Annotated in this window: 12 protein-coding genes; 10 read left to right on the forward strand and 2 right to left on the reverse strand. The window is 69.2% G+C overall.

Annotated elements, in window-relative coordinates; all coding sequences use genetic code 11:
* The first annotated feature begins 5 nt into the window (after positions 1–5).
* Genes IM25_RS14395 through IM25_RS14405 form a run of 3 tightly spaced genes read left to right on the forward strand, consistent with a single transcriptional unit; the run spans position 6 to position 4,140 of the window.
* Positions 6–854, forward strand: coding sequence for an AAA family ATPase (locus tag IM25_RS14395; RefSeq protein WP_138845521.1), 849 nt, complete (start codon positions 6–8; stop codon positions 852–854).
* Entirely contained in the window at positions 854–2,104 is a 1,251-nt protein-coding gene (locus IM25_RS14400) for a vWA domain-containing protein (RefSeq protein ID WP_019289028.1), read from the forward strand. The genes IM25_RS14395 and IM25_RS14400 overlap by 1 nt, the downstream gene beginning before the upstream one ends.
* Before the next feature lie 2 nt (positions 2,105–2,106).
* The gene (locus IM25_RS14405) at positions 2,107–4,140 is read left to right on the forward strand and encodes a cytochrome c oxidase assembly protein (protein WP_033096447.1); all 2,034 of its coding nucleotides are present in this window, start codon (positions 2,107–2,109) and stop codon (positions 4,138–4,140) included.
* Positions 4,141–4,215: 75 nt separating this feature from the next.
* Here the strand turns inward: IM25_RS14405 and IM25_RS14410 are convergent, their stop codons facing one another.
* Entirely contained in the window at positions 4,216–5,070 is an 855-nt protein-coding gene (locus IM25_RS14410) for a tryptophan-rich sensory protein (protein ID WP_033096448.1), read from the reverse strand.
* Between the two features lie 96 nt (positions 5,071–5,166).
* Between IM25_RS14410 and IM25_RS14415 the strand changes: the two genes are divergently transcribed.
* The 6 genes from IM25_RS14415 (at position 5,167) to IM25_RS14440 (ending at position 14,613) form a co-directional block, all read left to right on the forward strand.
* Entirely contained in the window at positions 5,167–6,318 is a 1,152-nt protein-coding gene (locus tag IM25_RS14415) for a lipase family protein (protein ID WP_232333331.1), read from the forward strand.
* Between the two features lie 95 nt (positions 6,319–6,413).
* Complete coding sequence (gene ettA, locus IM25_RS14420) at positions 6,414–8,087, forward strand: energy-dependent translational throttle protein EttA (protein ID WP_033096693.1); 1,674 nt, start codon at positions 6,414–6,416, stop codon at positions 8,085–8,087.
* Entirely contained in the window at positions 8,080–8,502 is a 423-nt protein-coding gene (locus IM25_RS14425; RefSeq protein ID WP_033096449.1) for an acyl-CoA thioesterase, read from the forward strand. The genes ettA and IM25_RS14425 overlap by 8 nt, the downstream gene beginning before the upstream one ends.
* Positions 8,503–8,642: 140 nt before the next feature.
* Positions 8,643–13,451, forward strand: a complete 4,809-nt coding sequence (locus IM25_RS14430) for an NAD-glutamate dehydrogenase (RefSeq protein ID WP_033096450.1) — start codon at positions 8,643–8,645, stop codon at positions 13,449–13,451.
* A gap of 3 nt (positions 13,452–13,454) precedes the next feature.
* Positions 13,455–13,889: an acyl-CoA thioesterase gene (locus IM25_RS14435; RefSeq protein ID WP_016691845.1), complete on the forward strand. Its 435-nt coding sequence runs from the start codon at positions 13,455–13,457 to the stop codon at positions 13,887–13,889.
* 28 nt (positions 13,890–13,917) lie between these two features.
* Positions 13,918–14,613 carry a hypothetical protein gene (locus IM25_RS14440; protein ID WP_084295017.1) on the forward strand — a complete coding sequence of 232 codons (696 nt, stop codon included), beginning with the start codon at positions 13,918–13,920 and terminating at the stop codon, positions 14,611–14,613.
* A 7-nt stretch (positions 14,614–14,620) separates the two neighbouring features.
* Here IM25_RS14440 and IM25_RS14445 read toward each other — a convergent pair whose 3' ends face one another.
* On the reverse strand, positions 14,621–16,258 hold the full coding sequence (locus tag IM25_RS14445; protein ID WP_065996531.1) for a glycoside hydrolase family 13 protein: 1,638 nt from the start codon (positions 16,256–16,258) through the stop codon (positions 14,621–14,623).
* An 84-nt stretch (positions 16,259–16,342) separates the two neighbouring features.
* Here IM25_RS14445 and IM25_RS14450 point away from each other — a divergent pair, with 84 nt between their 5' ends.
* Positions 16,343–16,762, forward strand: coding sequence for a cupin domain-containing protein (locus IM25_RS14450; RefSeq protein ID WP_006551124.1), 420 nt, complete (start codon positions 16,343–16,345; stop codon positions 16,760–16,762).
* Positions 16,763–16,773: the final 11 nt, after the last annotated feature.

The raw sequence follows: 16,773 nt of genomic DNA on the forward strand, positions 1-16,773 counted from the left end.
ACGTGATGGCCAGATTCGACAGCCACGATCACCTACTCGATCAGGGCACCGCCGCCGCGATCCACCTCGCCGTCGCATTGGGGCGACCGCTGTTGCTCGAGGGCGAACCTGGGGTCGGCAAGACCACTGCCGCCAAGGTGCTCGCGCAGATTCTCGGCAGCCCGCTGATCCGGTTGCAGTGCTACGAGGGACTGTCGGTCGCCGAGGCCCTCTACGACTGGAACTACCAACGCCAGTTGCTCGCGATCCGGCTCGCCGAGGCGCGCGGCGACGTTCCCGCCGAAGCCGACCTGTACTCCGAGGAATACCTCCTCGAACGCCCCATCCTGCGCTGCGTCCGCCACCGCGGCGACACACCCGCCGTTCTGCTCGTCGACGAGATCGACCGTGCCGACGACGAATTCGAGGCGTTGCTGCTCGAGTTCCTGGGGGAGTTCGCCGTCACCATTCCCGAACTCGGCACCCTCACCGCGACCCGCCCGCCCGTTGTCGTGCTGACCTCGAATCGGAGCCGCGACCTGCACGACGCACTGCGGCGACGTTGCCTGTACCACTGGATCGACTACCCCGACCGCGCCCGGGCGGTGGCGATCCTGCGTCGCACGGTGCCATCGGCGAACCTCGCGCTCGTCGAACGTGCCACAGATTTCGTCGCGGTGGCCCGCGGACTCGATCTCGACAAGGCACCCGGAATCGCGGAGACCATCGACTGGGTATCGGCCCTCGCCGCGCTCGGTGTCACCGACCTCGTCCGGCCCGAAGCGGCGATGTCGCTCGCGGCACTGGCGAAGACTCCCGACGACGGCGACGCGCTGGGGGAGGCGCTGACCCGCTTCGTCTCCACCGAAGTGTAATGAGCGCCGGGCTGCTCCCCGGGGTCGATCACGCCGCCTTCACAGTCGCGTTGGTCGACCGGCTCAGGTCCGCCGGGATCGTGGTCCCGGCGGACGGAGCGGCGACCTTCACGCGCGGCTTGCGTGCGTGTCCGCCAACCACGCGGACTCGGTTGTACTGGACCGCGCGGCTCACCCTCGTCGACCGGTACGAGAGCCTGTCCACCTTCGATACGGTCTTCGACCGGGTGTTCGGCGAGGCACCAGTTCCGCTCGACCCGCACGCCCGTCGCACGGGACCCGAGGACGAAGGCGCGCCGGGGGCGTCGACACCGGACGGACCCAGCCGGCCCATCGGGGTTCCCACTTCCGGGCACGACGTTCCATGGGTCACCAGGACGATCGTCGAATCCGCAGAGGGGGAGCGGGCACCCGGCCGCCCGGGGCGCGAGGTGGCGAGCGCACTGGCCGAGATCGCCGATCAGCGGTTCGACGACCTCGATCCGGCGCAACTCGCACTCCTCGAGACATGGATCGAGGCGGCCGGAGCGCGCTGGGCGATCCGTCGCACCCGCCGCCGGGTGCAACGCCACACCGGACGCGTCGATATCCGCGCGAGCATCGCAGCCTCCCGCGGCACGGGGTTCGAGCCGCTCCGGCTGATCCGCACGCGACCGGGTCGACGCCGGCGGCAGGTCGTCGTGTTCTGCGATGTCAGCCGTTCCATGCGTCCCTACATCGGGGTGTATCTGCATCTCGTGCGTGCGCTCGCCCACACCGGAACGGCTGAGGTCTTCGTGTTCTCCACCACAGCTGCGCGTCTGACGCCGGTCCTCCGGCACCGGTCGGTCGATCAGGCGATCGGCGTCGCCAACGAGCGGGTACGGACGCGGTTCGGAGGCACCCGCATCGCCGGTTCGCTCGCCGAGGTGGTCGCCTCCCATCACGGACACCTGATGCGCGGAGCGATCGTCGTCGTCGCGTCCGACGGTTGGGACAGCGACGATCCCACCGAACTCGCCCACGTCCTGGCCAGGATCCGGCGTCGCGCGCACCGGCTGGTGTGGCTCAACCCCCGGGCCGGGCAGTCCGGTTTCACGCCCTCGACCGGGTCGATGTCCGCCGCGCTTCCACACTGCGACGCGATGGTGGCGGCCGACACACTCGTGGCCCTGCAGCACGCCGTCGACGTTGTTACGTCCACGGATACGGGGGACGGGGGACTCCGACGGCGTGTCGTAGGTCATGGCGTGAACGTCCTACCCTGGTAGGCATGGCAACATCCGAGCTCGCGTCTCCCGCGCAGCCTCCGGCGCCCGCCCCCATGAGGGGAAACCCGCCGGCACTGCTGATTCTCTTCGGCCTCCTCGCCGCCCTCGTCGCGGCGTTCGCGGTCGGACTGTCCGCTGCGCAGGCTCTGGTGTTGCTCGGCATCCCCGATCCCGGTCCGCTCACCACCTACGGTCTCCCGGCGGTCCGCGCGATCTCCGAGATCGCGACGGTCATCACGATCGGCTCGCTGTTCTTCGCCGCCTTCCTCGTGCCCCCGCAGCGGAGCGGGGTACTCGACGTCGGCGGTTATCGCGCCGTGCGGACGGCGGGCGTCGCGGCGACGGTGTGGGCCGTGACAGCGGCGCTGATGGTGCCGCTGACCTTGTCCGACACTTCCGGCAGTCCGCTGAGTGAGGCCATCCGTCCGGAGAACCTGTTCTCGGCGCTCGGTCAGGTGGAGGTCGCGCTGGCCTGGGCCTGGACGACCGTGCTCGCGCTGATCACCGCGCTGCTGACCCGACTCGCAGTGCGCTGGTCGTGGACGCCGTATCTGTTGCTGCTGTCGTTCGTCGCCCTCATGCCGATCGCCCTGACCGGGCACTCCTCGTCGGGTGGTTCGCACGATATGGCGACCAACAGCCTCGTGCTGCACCTCGGCGCGGCGTCCGTCTGGGCCGGCGGGTTGTTCGCGCTGCTCGCCCATTCGATGCGGGGAGGGGAGCACACCGATGTCGCCGCCCGGCGGTTCTCCTTCGTCGCCGGACTCGCGTTCGTCGTGATGGCTGTCAGCGGCGTGATCAACGCCGCGGTCCGCATGTCGTTCGACGACCTGACGACCACCACCTACGGCAGGTTGCTGCTCGCGAAGACCCTCGCGCTGATCCTGCTCGGCATCTTCGGCTGGGCTCAGCGACGCCGGGCGCTTCCGGCCCTCGAAGCCGACCCCACCAGCCGGTCCGCGCTCGTGCGGTTCACCCTCGTCGAAGCGTTCGTCCTCGCCGCGACCATCGGCCTGGCCGTGGGACTCGGCCGCACGCCCCCGCCGCCGCCGGCCTCGGTACCGACGATCCAGGAGGTCGAGCTCGGCTACCAGCTCGACGTACCGCCGTCGTTCGTGAGCCTGTTCTTCGGCCAGTGGCGCTTCGACCTGATCTTCGGCACGGCTGCTCTCGTGTTCGCCGCCGCCTACGCCATCGGTCTGTGGACGCTGCGCAAGCGCGGCGACTCGTGGCCGGTCGGCCGGTCGATCGCCTGGTTCTCGGGTTGCTTCGTGCTGTTCGTCGCCACCAGTTCGGGCGTCGGGATGTACTCGCCGGCGATGTTCAGCGTGCACATGGGCGCGCACATGGCTCTGTCGATGCTCGCCCCGGTGCTCCTTGCGCTCGGCGGGGCGATGACCCTCGCCCTGCGTGCGTTCAAGCCGGCCGGACGCAACGCCCCTCCCGGACCGCGCGAATGGATCCTCGAGTTCCTGCACAGCCCGCCGTCGCGATTCTTCACGCATCCGATCGTCGCGTCGGTCATGTTCGTGGGCGGCTTCTACGCCCTGTATCTCGGCGGAATCTTCACCGCGTTCATCGACAGTCACACCGCGCACGTCCTGATGAACCTGCACTTCCTGCTCAGCGGCTATCTCTTCTACTGGGTGGTGATCGGCGTCGACCCGTCGCCGCGCGACCTGCAGCCGGTGACGAAGCTGGCCATGGTCTTCGGCTCGCTGCCGTTCCACGCCTTCTTCGGTGTGACCCTGATGAGCATGGGCACGGTGATGGCCGAGAGCTACTACCGCGGCCTGGCACTGCCGTGGAACTACGACCTGTTCTCCGATCAGAAGGTCGGCGGCAGCATCGCGTGGTCGGCCGGTGAGATCCCGCTCGTGCTCGTGATGCTCGCCCTGCTCGTCCAGTGGTCGCGCAGCGACCGGCGCACGGCGCGCCGTGTCGACCGGGCCGCCGAACGCGACGACGACGCCGATCTCGCGGCACACAACGCGATGTTCGCCGAGCTGGCGCGCCGCGACCGCGAGGGTCGCTGACCGCACCCGCTCCGACGTGCACATCTCGTCGCGCCACGCCGAAGCGGACCGACGAGATGTGCACGTCCGAGGGAATCAGGCGGCTGCTGTCGTGCGGGTGGGGGAGCGCTCGGCGCCGATGCGCGCCACCACGGTGGCCACGACCGCGATGACCGCGGCCGTCACGGCGGCGACTGCTGCGGGAGTGGACACCAGACCGCCGTCACCCGTGCGGGCGACCGCGATCCATGCCAGACCCCACACGAGCGCACCGGTCACGGCCAGCCGGCCCCGACCTGCCGTCGCGAGGACCACGGAGACGGCGGCGACGACGGCCAGCACGATGATCGCCCACACGTCGGCTCCCCAGCCGAACGGATCGATGTCCTCGTAACGCAGGGCAGCGGCGGTGTTGGCGACGGTCGCCACCGACACCCAGCCCAGGTAGACGAACATCGTGCCGTCGACGACCACCGCTTCGAGCCTGCTCGACGGCAGCACGCGCGTGAAGATCAGGAACACCCGGACGAGCACCGCGAGCAACGCGACGATCACCACGACACTCAGCCAGACCTGATCGAACTGGATCGCCGTGATCCACGCGGCGTTGAGCAGCATCGACGCGACGATCCACCAGCCCGCGGCGCGCTGACGCGCATCGGTGTGGTTCGCCGGCAGTGCCTGCCACACCGCGAGCGCGAGCAGACCGGCGTAGATGAGGGTCCAGATCGAGAACGCCGGGCCGCCGGGCGCGACCGCCGTGGCATCCGCCGACAACGCACCACCCGCGGCCTCCGCGACCGGCGTCCCACCGGCCGCGCCCGAACCGAAGAACGACACCACGACGGCAAGCGGAGCGCTCACCGCCACGGCCACGACGCGGGCGATGTCGCGACCGGTGCGGGTCGCGGGAGATGTGGCGGGCGCGGATCCGTGGGAGTGGGATGTCATGCCGGGAGGGTGCCCGTCCTGCGGATCGCTCAATCCCGGTCCGGCGAATCGGACGAATGCGGACGCACCGGCGGTACGGCCCGTATCGTCCACGACGTGACCCGTACAACGCGTGTCCCGGCTCTGCTGCTCACCTGTGCCCTGGCACTGCTGACACCACTCCTCGCACCTCCCGCGGTGCATGCGAGTCCGGCGCCGGGGGCCGTCGTCGACACACCGGGGACCGTCGTCGAGGTCGCCCCGCTCGAGCCCGGGTTGTCGCTGCCCGGCGCGTCCTCGGCGCGGGCCCTGGCCTACACCACGCAGTGGCGCAGCGGCGCTCCCACCACCGCGACCGGGACGTTGTTCCTTCCCCACGGCACGCCTCCAGAGGGGGGGTGGCCCGTCGTCGCGTGGGCGCACGGCACCGTCGGCCTCGACGATTCGTGCGCACCCTCGCGGTTGCCACGCACACCGCGCGACACCGCCTATCTCGACCACTGGCTCGGGCAGGGCTATGCCGTCGTGGCAGCCGACTATCCAGGTCTCGGGTCCGACGGGCTGCACCGCTATCTGGACGGGCAGAGCGCCGCGAACAGCGTCATCGACATCGTGCGGGCGGGACGCGCTGTCGAACCGTCGCTGTCCGACCGCTGGGTCGTGATCGGTCAGTCGCAGGGCGGGCACACCGGTCTGCACACCGCGCACGCCGCGACCACCCGCGCACCCGAACTGGACTTCCGCGGGACGCTCACGACCGGCGCCCCGTCCAACCTCGAGTACCTGTTCCCGCTCGGATTCCCGGGCTTCCCCGATCTCGGCCTCGACGGACTCACCGCCTTCGCTGCCTACATTTTCGCAGGCCTGCGCGACGCCGATCCGGCCCTGAACCTCGACGGATACCTCACGCCCCTCGGACGGGAGATCGTCGACACCGCCGAACGCCTCTGCTACGACGACCTGATCGACCGATACGGCGAGGTCGGCGTCGGTGAGGTCCTCGCCCGACCGCTGAACGACGACCGGTTCCGCGCGGCGTTCACCGACTATCTCGCCGTGCCGACCGCCGGATACGACCGGCCGTTGTTCCTCGCCCAAGGCCTGCGCGACACGACGGTGCCCGCGCCCCTCGCGTTCAAGCTGATCGCGAATCTGTGGGCCGGTGGCGCGAACGCGCAGTTCAAGACGTACCCGACGGGTCATTCGGAGACGATGTTCGCGTCGCTGCCCGACACCACGGGCTTCGTCGCGGAGCTGTTGCGACCCTGACAGAGGCTCCGGCACCTGCCGGACTCGGTGCCGGCCCCCACCTGTCGTGCTCGCACGATGTGGGTTATCGACCGTCGACCGATACGCTGGTGGTCATGGCGGAGTTCATTTACACGATGAAGAAGGTGCGCAAGGCGCACGGTGACAAGGTCATCCTCGATGACGTCACCATGAGCTTCTACCACGGCGCGAAGATCGGCGTCGTCGGACCCAACGGCGCGGGCAAGTCGTCGATTCTCAAGATCATGGCCGGGCTCGATCAGCCCAGCAACGGCGAGGCCTTCCTCGATCCGGAGGCCACCGTCGGCATCCTCCAGCAGGAGCCGCCCCTCAACGAGGAGAAGACGGTCAGGGAGAACGTCGAGGAGGGCCTCGGCGAGATCAAGGTCAAGCTCGACCGGTTCAACGAGATCGCCGAGCTGATGGCCACCGACTACTCCGACGAGCTGATGGAGGAGATGGGCAAGCTCCAGGAGGAGCTCGACCATGCCAACGCGTGGGATCTCGACTCGCAGCTCGAGCAGGCCATGGACGCGCTGCGCTGCCCTCCGCCGGACGAGCCCGTCACCCATCTCTCCGGTGGTGAGCGCCGCCGTGTCGCGCTGTGCAAGCTGCTGCTGAGCAAGCCCGACCTGCTGCTCCTCGACGAGCCCACCAACCACCTCGACGCCGAGTCGGTGCTGTGGCTCGAGCAGTTCCTCGCGTCCTACCCGGGCGCCGTGCTGGCCGTCACCCACGACCGGTACTTCCTCGATCACGTCGCGCAGTGGATCTGTGAGGTCGACCGCGGCAAGCTGCACCCCTACGAGGGCAACTACTCCACCTACCTGGAGAAGAAGGCCGAGCGTCTCGAGGTCCAGGGCAAGAAGGACCAGAAGCTGCAGAAGCGGCTCCGCGAGGAACTCGAGTGGGTCCGCTCCGGCGCCAAGGCCCGGCAGACGAAGAACAAGGCGCGTCTGGCCCGCTACGAGGAGATGGCAGCCGAGGCCGAGAAGTACCGCAAGCTCGACTTCGAGGAGATCCAGATCCCGACGCCGCCGCGTCTGGGCAACGTCGTTGTCGAGGTCGAGCACCTCGACAAGGGCTTCGACGGCCGTGTCCTGATCAAGGACCTGTCGTTCACGCTGCCGCGCAACGGCATCGTCGGTGTCATCGGTCCCAACGGCGTCGGCAAGACCACGCTGTTCAAGACCATCGTCGGTCTCGAGGAGCCCGACAGCGGCACCGTCAAGGTGGGCGACACGGTCAAGCTGAGTTACGTCGACCAGAACCGCGCGAACATCGACCCGAAGAAGACGGTCTTCGAGGTGGTCTCCGACGGTCTCGACTTAATCGAGGTCGGGCAGAACGAGATGCCGTCGCGCGCGTACGTGAGCGCGTTCGGGTTCAAGGGTCCCGACCAGCAGAAGCCGGCCGGTGTGCTCTCCGGTGGTGAGCGCAACCGCCTGAACCTGGCGCTCACGCTCAAGGAGGGCGGCAACCTGATCCTCCTCGACGAGCCGACCAACGACCTCGACGTCGAGACCCTGTCGTCGCTCGAGAACGCGCTGCAGCAGTTCCCGGGTTGCGCCGTCGTGATCTCCCACGACCGCTGGTTCCTCGACCGCACCTGTACCCACATCCTGGCGTGGGAGGGCAACGTCGAAGAGGGCAAGTGGTTCTGGTTCGAGGGCAACTTCGAGGCCTACGAGGCGAACAAGATCGAGCGTCTCGGAGCCGATGCGGCACGTCCGCACCGCGTCACGCACCGGAAGCTCACGCGTGACTGAGCGCAACGGCCACCGGCCCTACCGGTGCCCGGTCGAGGTGCGCTGGGGCGACTCCGATCGGCTCGGGCACGTCAACAACGCCAAAATCGTGGAATACCTGCAGGAAGGGCGCATCAAGTTCTTCCGGAGCGAGCTGCCGGCCCGCGATGCCGTCGTGCTCCGGAAGATGGACGTCGAGTTCCTGCGTCCGATCAAGGATTCCTCGGCGCCGATCGAGGTCGAGACGACGGTGCTGCGTCTCGGCACGAGCTCGTTCACGGTGCGTCAGACGATCCTCGACCGGGACGGCGTGGTGTGCGCGGTCGCCGACACCGTGCTCGTCGGCTTCGATCCCGAGACCGACACGTCGCAGCCGTTGACAGACGAGGTACGGGCGGTGCTCGACCGGCACCGCGCCGTCACGCCCACCGGCTGAGCGGGTACATCCTGTCGACCGGCCCGGCTGTTACCCGACCCGCCGGTTCCGACCCCCCGACTGCGCGCCGCGGATAGGCTCGATCACGAGTCCGTCCGCGGCGCGCGGTGTATCCGCCTGACAGAGCAGGAAGGGTGTCGATGGCCGATCCGGCTGTGGTGCAGACAAATGCAACGGACAGTGATGCCTCTCCCGAGGCGGTCCTCGAGCGGATCTATCAGGGCTCCGGAGAGTTCACCACGGACCACGGCGCGGCCGCGCTCGAGCACGTCCGTCTCGGTCGTCGCCGCGCACCGGGCACCGCTGTCGTCGGTGTGCGCCGCACCGAGGGCATGGGTGTCGCCGTACAGATCGTCACCGACGACATGCCGCTGCTCGTCGAATCGGTGCTGGCACTGCTGTCCCGGCTGGGTGTCTCGGTGGCGACGGTCATCCACCCCGTCCTGTCTGCGCGCCGCACCGCCGAGGGCGACCTCGAGCGCCTGGCCGACGAAGGCGGACGGGCCTCGGGTGGAGTCGCCGAATCGTGGATGCACATCGAGTTGCGCGGGCCCGTCGACGACGAATCGCTCGAGGAGATCGATCACGGCTTGCGGCGCGTACTGTCCGATGTGCGGCAGGTGGCGTCGGACTCCGGGAAGATGCACGCCCTGCAGCGCGACCTCGCGGACGCGCTCGACGGCCTGGCCGCCGATCCGCCGGCGCACTACACGGCCGACGAGCTCACCGAGACCGCCGAACTGCTGCGCTGGTTGAGCGGCGGGAACTTCACCCTTCTCGGCTACCGGCGCTACGACTTCGTTCCCGACGGCGGCGACGACAACGTGCGCGCGACGCCCGTGCCCGGCAGCGGCAGGGGAGTGCTGCGCACCGATGCCTCGGTCGCGGACCCGCTCGACCTGCCCGGTGAGGTCGGCACGTGCCGCCGCCCGCTGCTCGTGCTCACTCAGGGCGCGCTTCCCGCCACCGTGCACCGTTCCGTCTATCCGTACTTCGTCGGCGTCGCCCGGCTCGACGCCGACGGCGCGCTCGTCGGGGAGGATCGTTTCCTCGGTGTCCTCACCGTGACCGCTCTGCACGAGAACATCCTCGACATCCCCGTGGTCTCGCGCCGGGTGCGGGAGGTCGTCGCGCGGGCGCGGGTCGAGCTGTCGTCCTACAGCGGCCAGGCGATGCTCGAGATCATGCAGACGGTGCCCCGCGCGGAACTGTTCTCCATGGACACCGACACCCTCTACGAGACCGTTACGGCGGTGGTCGACATCCGCAGGCAGGTGCGGTTGTTCGTCCGCGTCGACACCTACGGGCGGTACATCTCGTGCCTCGTCTACCTGCCGCGCGACCGCTACACGACGAAGGTGCGCGTGGCGATCCAGGACATCCTGTTGCGCGAGTTCGGTGGCGGCGTACTCGACTACACCGCGCGGGTCTCCGAACGTGACCTCGCGTTGCTGCACGTGACGATCCGTTTCTCCGGGCGCGCACGTCGCGAGGTGGACACCTCCGAGGAGAACCGCCTGCGGATCCAGGCGATGCTCGCGGAAGTGACCCGCAACTGGGCCGATCGGCTCGGTGAGGCGGCGGCCGCGACCGGCGATCTCGATCCGTTGCTGGTGCAGCGGTACGCCGAGGTCGTGCCCGAGGCGTACAAGGAGGACTTCGGCTCCGAACGTGCCCTGGACGACCTGCGGCGTCTGGAAGCGCTCGACTCCGGCGATCTCGACACGCACCTGTACCGTCCGGGTTCCGACGATCCGTTGTCGTTGCGTTTCACCCTGTACATCGCCGACGAGACGGTCACCCTCGGCCGGATCCTCCCGGTGTTGCAGAGCCTCGGCGTCGAGGTCGTCGACGAGCGGCCCTACCGGCTGCCCCGATCGGACGGAATCGAGTGCGGGATATACGATTTCGGACTCTGTCTGCCCGAGGACATCGAGCACGGCATCGTGGAGGCCGATCCGACCCTGGCGGATCGTCTCACCGACACCTTCACCGTGGCCTGGCGGGGGGCGGTCGAGACCGACCGGTTCAACCAGCTCGTGCTGCGCGCCGGGCTCACCTGGAAGCAGGTCGTGCTTCTCCGCGCCTACGCGAAGTACTTGCGCCAGACCGAGTTTCCGTACAGCCAGTACAACATCGAAGGTGTGCTGCTCGGCGCCCCCCACACCGCGGCGCTGCTCGTCGGGCTGTTCGAGTCCCGATTCGATCCGGAGAACGCCTCCGCCGAACGCGAACAGCAGATCGCCGAGGAACTCACGACGACGATCGCAGAGGTGACCGCCCTGGCCACCGACCGCATCCTCCGGGGACTGTTCTCGTTGATCCGTGCGACCCTGCGCACCAACTTCTACGTGGCCGGCGGTATCGGGCACGAGCGCCCGGACGGCCGGGCGTTGTCGCTCAAGTTCGATCCGCGACGGATCGCCGAACTACCCCAGCCGCGACCGGCTTTCGAGGTGTTCGTCTACGCCCCGGGCGTCGAGGGCGTCCACATGCGGTTCGGTCCCGTCGCCCGCGGTGGTCTGCGCTGGTCCGACCGCCGGGAGGACTTCCGCACGGAGGTGCTCGGCCTGGCCAAGGCGCAGGCCGTGAAGAACGCGGTGATCGTGCCCGTGGGTGCGAAGGGCGGCTTCGTCGTCAAGCACGCCCCGCGTCCGACCGGTGACGCCGAGGCGGACCGGCGCGCCGTCCGCGAGCGTGGCGAGCGGTGCTACCGGTGCTTCATCGCCGGTCTGCTCGACATCACCGACAACCTCGACGCCGCCCGCAACGACACGGTCCCGCCGCAGCGGGTCGTGCGTCACGACAACGACGACCCGTATCTCGTGGTGGCCGCGGACAAGGGCACCGCGTCATTCTCCGACCTCGCGAATTCCGTTGCGGCGGAATACGGCTACTGGCTCGGCGACGCGTTCGCGTCAGGTGGCTCCGCCGGTTACGACCACAAGGAGATGGGCATCACCGCGCGCGGTGCATGGGAGAGCGTCCGGCGTCACTTCCGCGAACTCGGATCCGACCCGCAGACGGACGATTTCACCGTCGTCGGCATCGGTGACATGAGCGGTGACGTCTTCGGCAACGGCATGCTGCTCAGCCGGCACATCCGGCTCGTCGCGGCCTTCGACCATCGGCACATCTTCTTCGATCCCGATCCCGATCCGGAGCGGTCGTTCGAGGAGCGGCGCCGGTTGTTCGAACTGCCGCGGTCGTCGTGGAAGGACTACTCGACCGAACTCGTCTCGGCCGGGGGCGGGGTGTGGGACCGGACGGCCAAGTCGGTGCCCGTCGGTCCCGAGGTGCGTGCGGTGCTCGACCTGCCCGACGACGTCACCGCACTCCCACCGCCCGAACTGATCCGCGCGATCCTGCGCGCACCCGTCGACCTGTTGTGGAACGGCGGTGTCGGCACCTACGTGAAGGCGTCGACGGAAACCCATGCGGACGTGGGGGACAAGAGCAACGACGGCGTGCGCGTCGACGGGCGGGAACTGCGTGCCCGGGTCGTGGGCGAGGGCGGCAATCTCGGTGTCACGCAACGCGGCCGCATCGAGTTCGCGCGCGCCGGCGGAAAGATCAACACCGACGCGATCGACAACTCGGCCGGCGTCGACAGCTCCGACCACGAGGTCAATATCAAGATTCTCCTCGACGCTATGGTGACCGCCGGCGAACTCGCGGCGGAGGACCGCAATCCGCTGCTCGCGTCGATGACCGACGACGTCGCCGAACTCGTTCTCGCCGACAACATCTCGCAGAACGCCATGCTCGGACTCGAGCGGGTCGTCGCGCCGTCCCTGCTGGGGGTGCACCGTCGGATGCTCGCAGCCCTGGAACTCGATCGTGGACTCGACCGCGGCCTCGAGGCCCTGCCCGACGAGGCCGAGTTCGATCGTCGTGAAGCGGCGGGGGAGGGATTGACGTCGCCGGAGCTGGCGCAGCTCCTCGCCCACGTCAAGCTCGCCCTCGTCGACGACCTGCTGGCCACGGACCTGCCCGACAACGAGACCTTCGCGTCGATCCTGCCCGCCTACTTCCCGCCCGCTCTGCGCGAGCGGTTCCGGGCCGGAATCCGGGCGCATCCGCTGCGTCGGCAGATCGTTGCGACCATGCTGGCCAACACCACGGTCGACAACGGCGGCCCCACCTACGTCTACCGGCTCGCCGAGGAGGCCGGGGCGACGGCGACCGACGCCATCCGCGCCTACACCGCCGTCACCACCATCTTCGGGCTACCGGCCCTGTGGGACGAGATCCGGGCCGCCGGGCTGCCTGTCGACATCGAGGACGACCTGCTGCTCGAATCCCGCCGCGTGCTCGACCGAGCGTCGCGCCGGCTCCTCGCCACGCGACCGCAGCCCCTCGCGGTCGGTGCCGAGATCAGCCGTTACCGCGATGCCTTCGCGCGTCTCGCACCGCGGGTCGCGGACTGGATGCGCGGGCACCACGCCGAGGACTTCCTTCGTCGTACCCGCCCGCTCCTCGAACGAGGAGCACCGGAGGAGCTCACGGGCGTCGTCTTCCGGCTCCTCGACCAGTTCCCGCTGCTCGACGTCATCGACATCGCCGACATAGAGCAGCGCGACGAGGCGGAGGTCGCCGATCTCTACTACGCCCTCGACGCGCGTCTCGGCGTCGACCGCCTGCTCACGGCGGTCTCCGGTCTCGAGCGGGGCGACCGCTGGCATTCGCTGGCACGCCTCGCGCTGCGCGAAGACCTGTACGGCTCGTTGCGGTCGCTCGTCCTCGACGTGCTCGCCGGCGCCGAACCCGGGGAGTCGACCGAGGAGATGATCGAGGACTGGGAGTCGTCCAACGGCTCCAAACTCGTCCGTGCGAGGGCGGCGCTCGACGAGATATTCGCGTCTGGAAGTCTGGACCTCGCCACCCTCTCGGTGGCGGCACGACAGATCAGGGGCATGGTGCGCACGCGCGCATCCGATCGGAGGTAACGAGTGAGCGGTGCGGGCGAACAGTTCGGTTTCCACACCGAGGTGATGGTGCGGTGGTCCGACATGGACGTCTTCCAGCACATCAACCACGCGCGGATGGTCACCCTCCTCGAAGAAGCGCGGATCCCGTGGCTGTTCGCCGACGGCCGCCCCACTCGCGATCTGCGTGAAGGCGCCGTCATCGCCGACCTCCACGTCCGCTACCGAGGGCAGTTGCGCCACGACGACGGTCCGCTCGACGTGCTGATGTGGACCGAGAAGGTGCGGGCCGTCGACTTCACGATCGGGTACGAGGTGCGGCCGGGCGGTGCCCCGGTCGACTCGGCGCCGGCGGTGGTCGCGTCCACCCAGATCGCGGCGTTCGACATCGAGACCCAGCGCCTGCGCCGGCTCAGCGACGACGAACGCGAGTTCCTGCGTCAGTGGCAACGAAACTGACGGTGGCACCGCAATTGACGAGGCCGACGTGACCGACGACCGGATCCGACGTGCAGAGCGCCTCCTGACGCTCGCCGACCCCGACGACAGCGTCGACCTCGCCGCATTCCTGGCCCGGGCCGCGCGTCTCGACGAGGCTGCCGTGGTGCGGTTGCGCCGCCGCGGCGACGGATTGCTCGGTGTGTGGACACGCACCGGTTTCGAGGTGCTCGCCGGACGCGTCGTCCGCGGAACCGTGGCTCCGGCCGACACCTGCGTGGCCGCCGAGTCGCTGCGGGCCGCGCTCCTCGCCGGGTCCGAACCGCGCACCCAGGTCGACCCGGGCTGGGCGATGGATTCCGCCTGGCGCGGCGCACTTCCACCCGACGACGGCTACGTCCACGTCGACGACGTGCCGGCACGGATCCTCGTCGCACTCGCGCAACGCGGCGTCGCGCTCACCCGCGAGCACGGCGCGCAGGGACCGCCGGCGTCGTTGCTCGCCCAAGAGGTTCTCGAGGTGAGCGGTGCCGGGACGACCGTGGGGGTGCCGATGCGCATGGTGTTCGCGCTCGGTGCGATGGGCTTCGTGCCGGGTGCCGGTCGTGACAGCGTCGACTCGACGGGTATCGATCCCGCCGAGGTGGTCCGGGTCCGGGCGTCCGCCACCTGGATGCGCCTCGACGCCCGCTTCGGGTCGGTCTATCTGCGCCGCGGCGGGGGGCTCGGTCTGAGCGTCCTCTGAGGGAGCCTCACGCCAACCAGGCGGCGGTGTCCGGTGGCAGTGCGTGTCCGGTGAGCGGCGCACTCGCGAGCAGCACCTCGCCGGGAGGCAGATCGACCGCGACGTCGCCGGCGTTGAGAACACAGGTCAGGCCGTCGGAACGGCGGAAGGCCAGGCCCCCCGCCGGGCTTCCGTACCAGCCGATCCCACCGCCCTCGGATCGCCTTCGCTCCGTGCTGATGGATCGCCTTCGCTCCGTACGGATCTCGATCGCCTGGCGGTACAGCGAGAGCGTCGAGCCCGCATCCTCGAGTTGCTTCTCAACGGTGAGCGCCGACCACTCCGGCGGCTGGGGCAGCCACGCGGACCCGGCGGAGGTGAACCCGAAGGGCGGTGTTTCGCCCTCCCACGGCAGCGGCACGCGGCATCCGTCGCGTCCGCGCTCGGTGTGGCCGGATCGCTCCCAGACCGGATCCTGCAGCACCTCGTCGGGCAGGTCGACGTTCGGCAACCCCAGTTCGGCACCGTTGTAGACGAACACTGCTCCCGGGAGCGCGAGGGCGACGAGGATCATCGCGCGTGCCCGCGCGAGCCCGACCTCACCGCCTCCGTACCGAGTGACCTCGCGGTCGACGTCGTGGTTCGACAGCGTCCACGTCGGTGAGGCATGCACCGCCGTCACCGCCGCCAGGCCCTTCTCGATCGCGTCGCGGACGGCGTCGGCGTCCCAGTCCGACAGCGTCAGGTGGAAGTCGAAAGCGAGATGCAGTTCGTCCGGGCGCAGGTACTCGGCGAACCGTTCGTGGTCGTCGACCCAGATCTCACCGATCGCCACCGAGTCCGGATACTCGTCGAAGACCCGCCGGATGCGGCGGTGGATGTCGTGCACCTCGGGATTGTTGAACCGAGGGTCGGCGGGGGAGTGCCCGAGCAGTTCGTTGGTCTCCCACCCCTCGTGGTCGGGAAGATCTGCGGGCTTGGCCATCCCGTGGGCCACGTCGATCCGGAAACCGTCCACGCCCCGGTCCAGCCAGAACCGCAGGGTCTTGTCGAGGTCCTCGACGACCTCCTCGTCGTCCCAGTTCAGATCGGGCTGCCCGGGAGCGAAGACGTGCAGATACCACTGACCGGGCGTGCCGTCGGGTTCGGTGATGCGGGTCCAGGCCGGCCCGCCGAAGACGCTCGGCCAGTTGTTCGGTGGTGCGCTGCCGTCCGGTTCGCGCCCGTCGCGGAAGTGGAAGCGCCGGCGTTCACGGCTGCCCGGCCCGGCTTCGAGCGCGGCCCGGAACCAGCGGTGCTCGACGCTGACGTGGTTCGGCACGAGGTCCATCACCACCCGGATGCCGCGCGCGTGGGCGTCGGCGACCAGCGCTTCGAGATCGGCAATGTCCCCGAACAGCGGGTCGATGTCGCGAGGATCGGAGACGTCGTAGCCGTGATCGGCCATCGGTGAACGCATCACCGGGTTGAGCCAGATCGCGTCGACACCGAGCAGTTCGAGATAGCCGAGGCGGCTGCGCACCCCCGCGAGGTCGCCGATGCCGTCACCGTTCGCATCGACGAACGAGCGGGGATAGACCTGGTAGAAGACCGCGTTGCGCCACCACGGCGCCGTCGGGTCGCCTCGGCCGGAGGTCGGTGCTGCGGGGTGGGCCACGGGACTCATCGTGTCAGACGACAGGGCGAAAGGCAGGGCGAACGTGGCCGCGGCCGTTCCGTCCGGGCCTGCCCGCATGATAGGACGAACGGCATGAATACGACATCGATCGTCGCGGTCCGGTTGGACGACGTGGAGCTGCGCGACGACCCGATCGACCCTGCGTGGATCCGCGAGGGCGCGCCCGTGGCGCGCAGCGGCCAGTGGGCGACCAGCGCCGACCGCACCACCACCACACACGTGTGGGACTGCACGGCCGGTCGCTTCGACTGGCATTTCGGCGTCGACGAGATTGTTCACATCGTGGAGGGCTCGGTCATCGTCTCGTCCGCAGACTCCGAGCCGCGCACCTTGCGTGCCGGGGACGCGGCGCTCTTCCGAGCCGGGACCACCGCTCTGTGGGAGGTCCCCGAATACGTGCGCAAGCACGCCGTCCTGCGTCGTCACCTGTCGCCGGCGGCGCGGTTCACCCAGAAGGTGGAGGACCGCCTGCGCCGGATTCTGGGCCGCTGAGCTGCGCCGAC

It is taken from the genome of Rhodococcus sp. p52, assembly GCF_000763325.2.
Classification (GTDB): domain Bacteria; phylum Actinomycetota; class Actinomycetes; order Mycobacteriales; family Mycobacteriaceae; genus Rhodococcus; species Rhodococcus pyridinivorans.

Coding starts and splice junctions, on each gene's coding strand:
- IM25_RS14410 (WP_033096448.1), bottom strand. CDS start 5,070: ATGACATCCCACTCCCACGGATCCGCGCCCGCCACATCTCCCGCGACC.
- IM25_RS14450 (WP_006551124.1), top strand. CDS start 16,343: ATGAATACGACATCGATCGTCGCGGTCCGGTTGGACGACGTGGAGCTG.
- IM25_RS14445 (WP_065996531.1), bottom strand. CDS start 16,258: ATGAGTCCCGTGGCCCACCCCGCAGCACCGACCTCCGGCCGAGGCGAC.
- IM25_RS14430 (WP_033096450.1), top strand. CDS start 8,643: ATGGCCGATCCGGCTGTGGTGCAGACAAATGCAACGGACAGTGATGCC.
- IM25_RS14405 (WP_033096447.1), top strand. CDS start 2,107: ATGGCAACATCCGAGCTCGCGTCTCCCGCGCAGCCTCCGGCGCCCGCC.
- IM25_RS14395 (WP_138845521.1), top strand. CDS start 6: ATGGCCAGATTCGACAGCCACGATCACCTACTCGATCAGGGCACCGCC.
- ettA (WP_033096693.1), top strand. CDS start 6,414: ATGGCGGAGTTCATTTACACGATGAAGAAGGTGCGCAAGGCGCACGGT.
- IM25_RS14400 (WP_019289028.1), top strand. CDS start 854: ATGAGCGCCGGGCTGCTCCCCGGGGTCGATCACGCCGCCTTCACAGTC.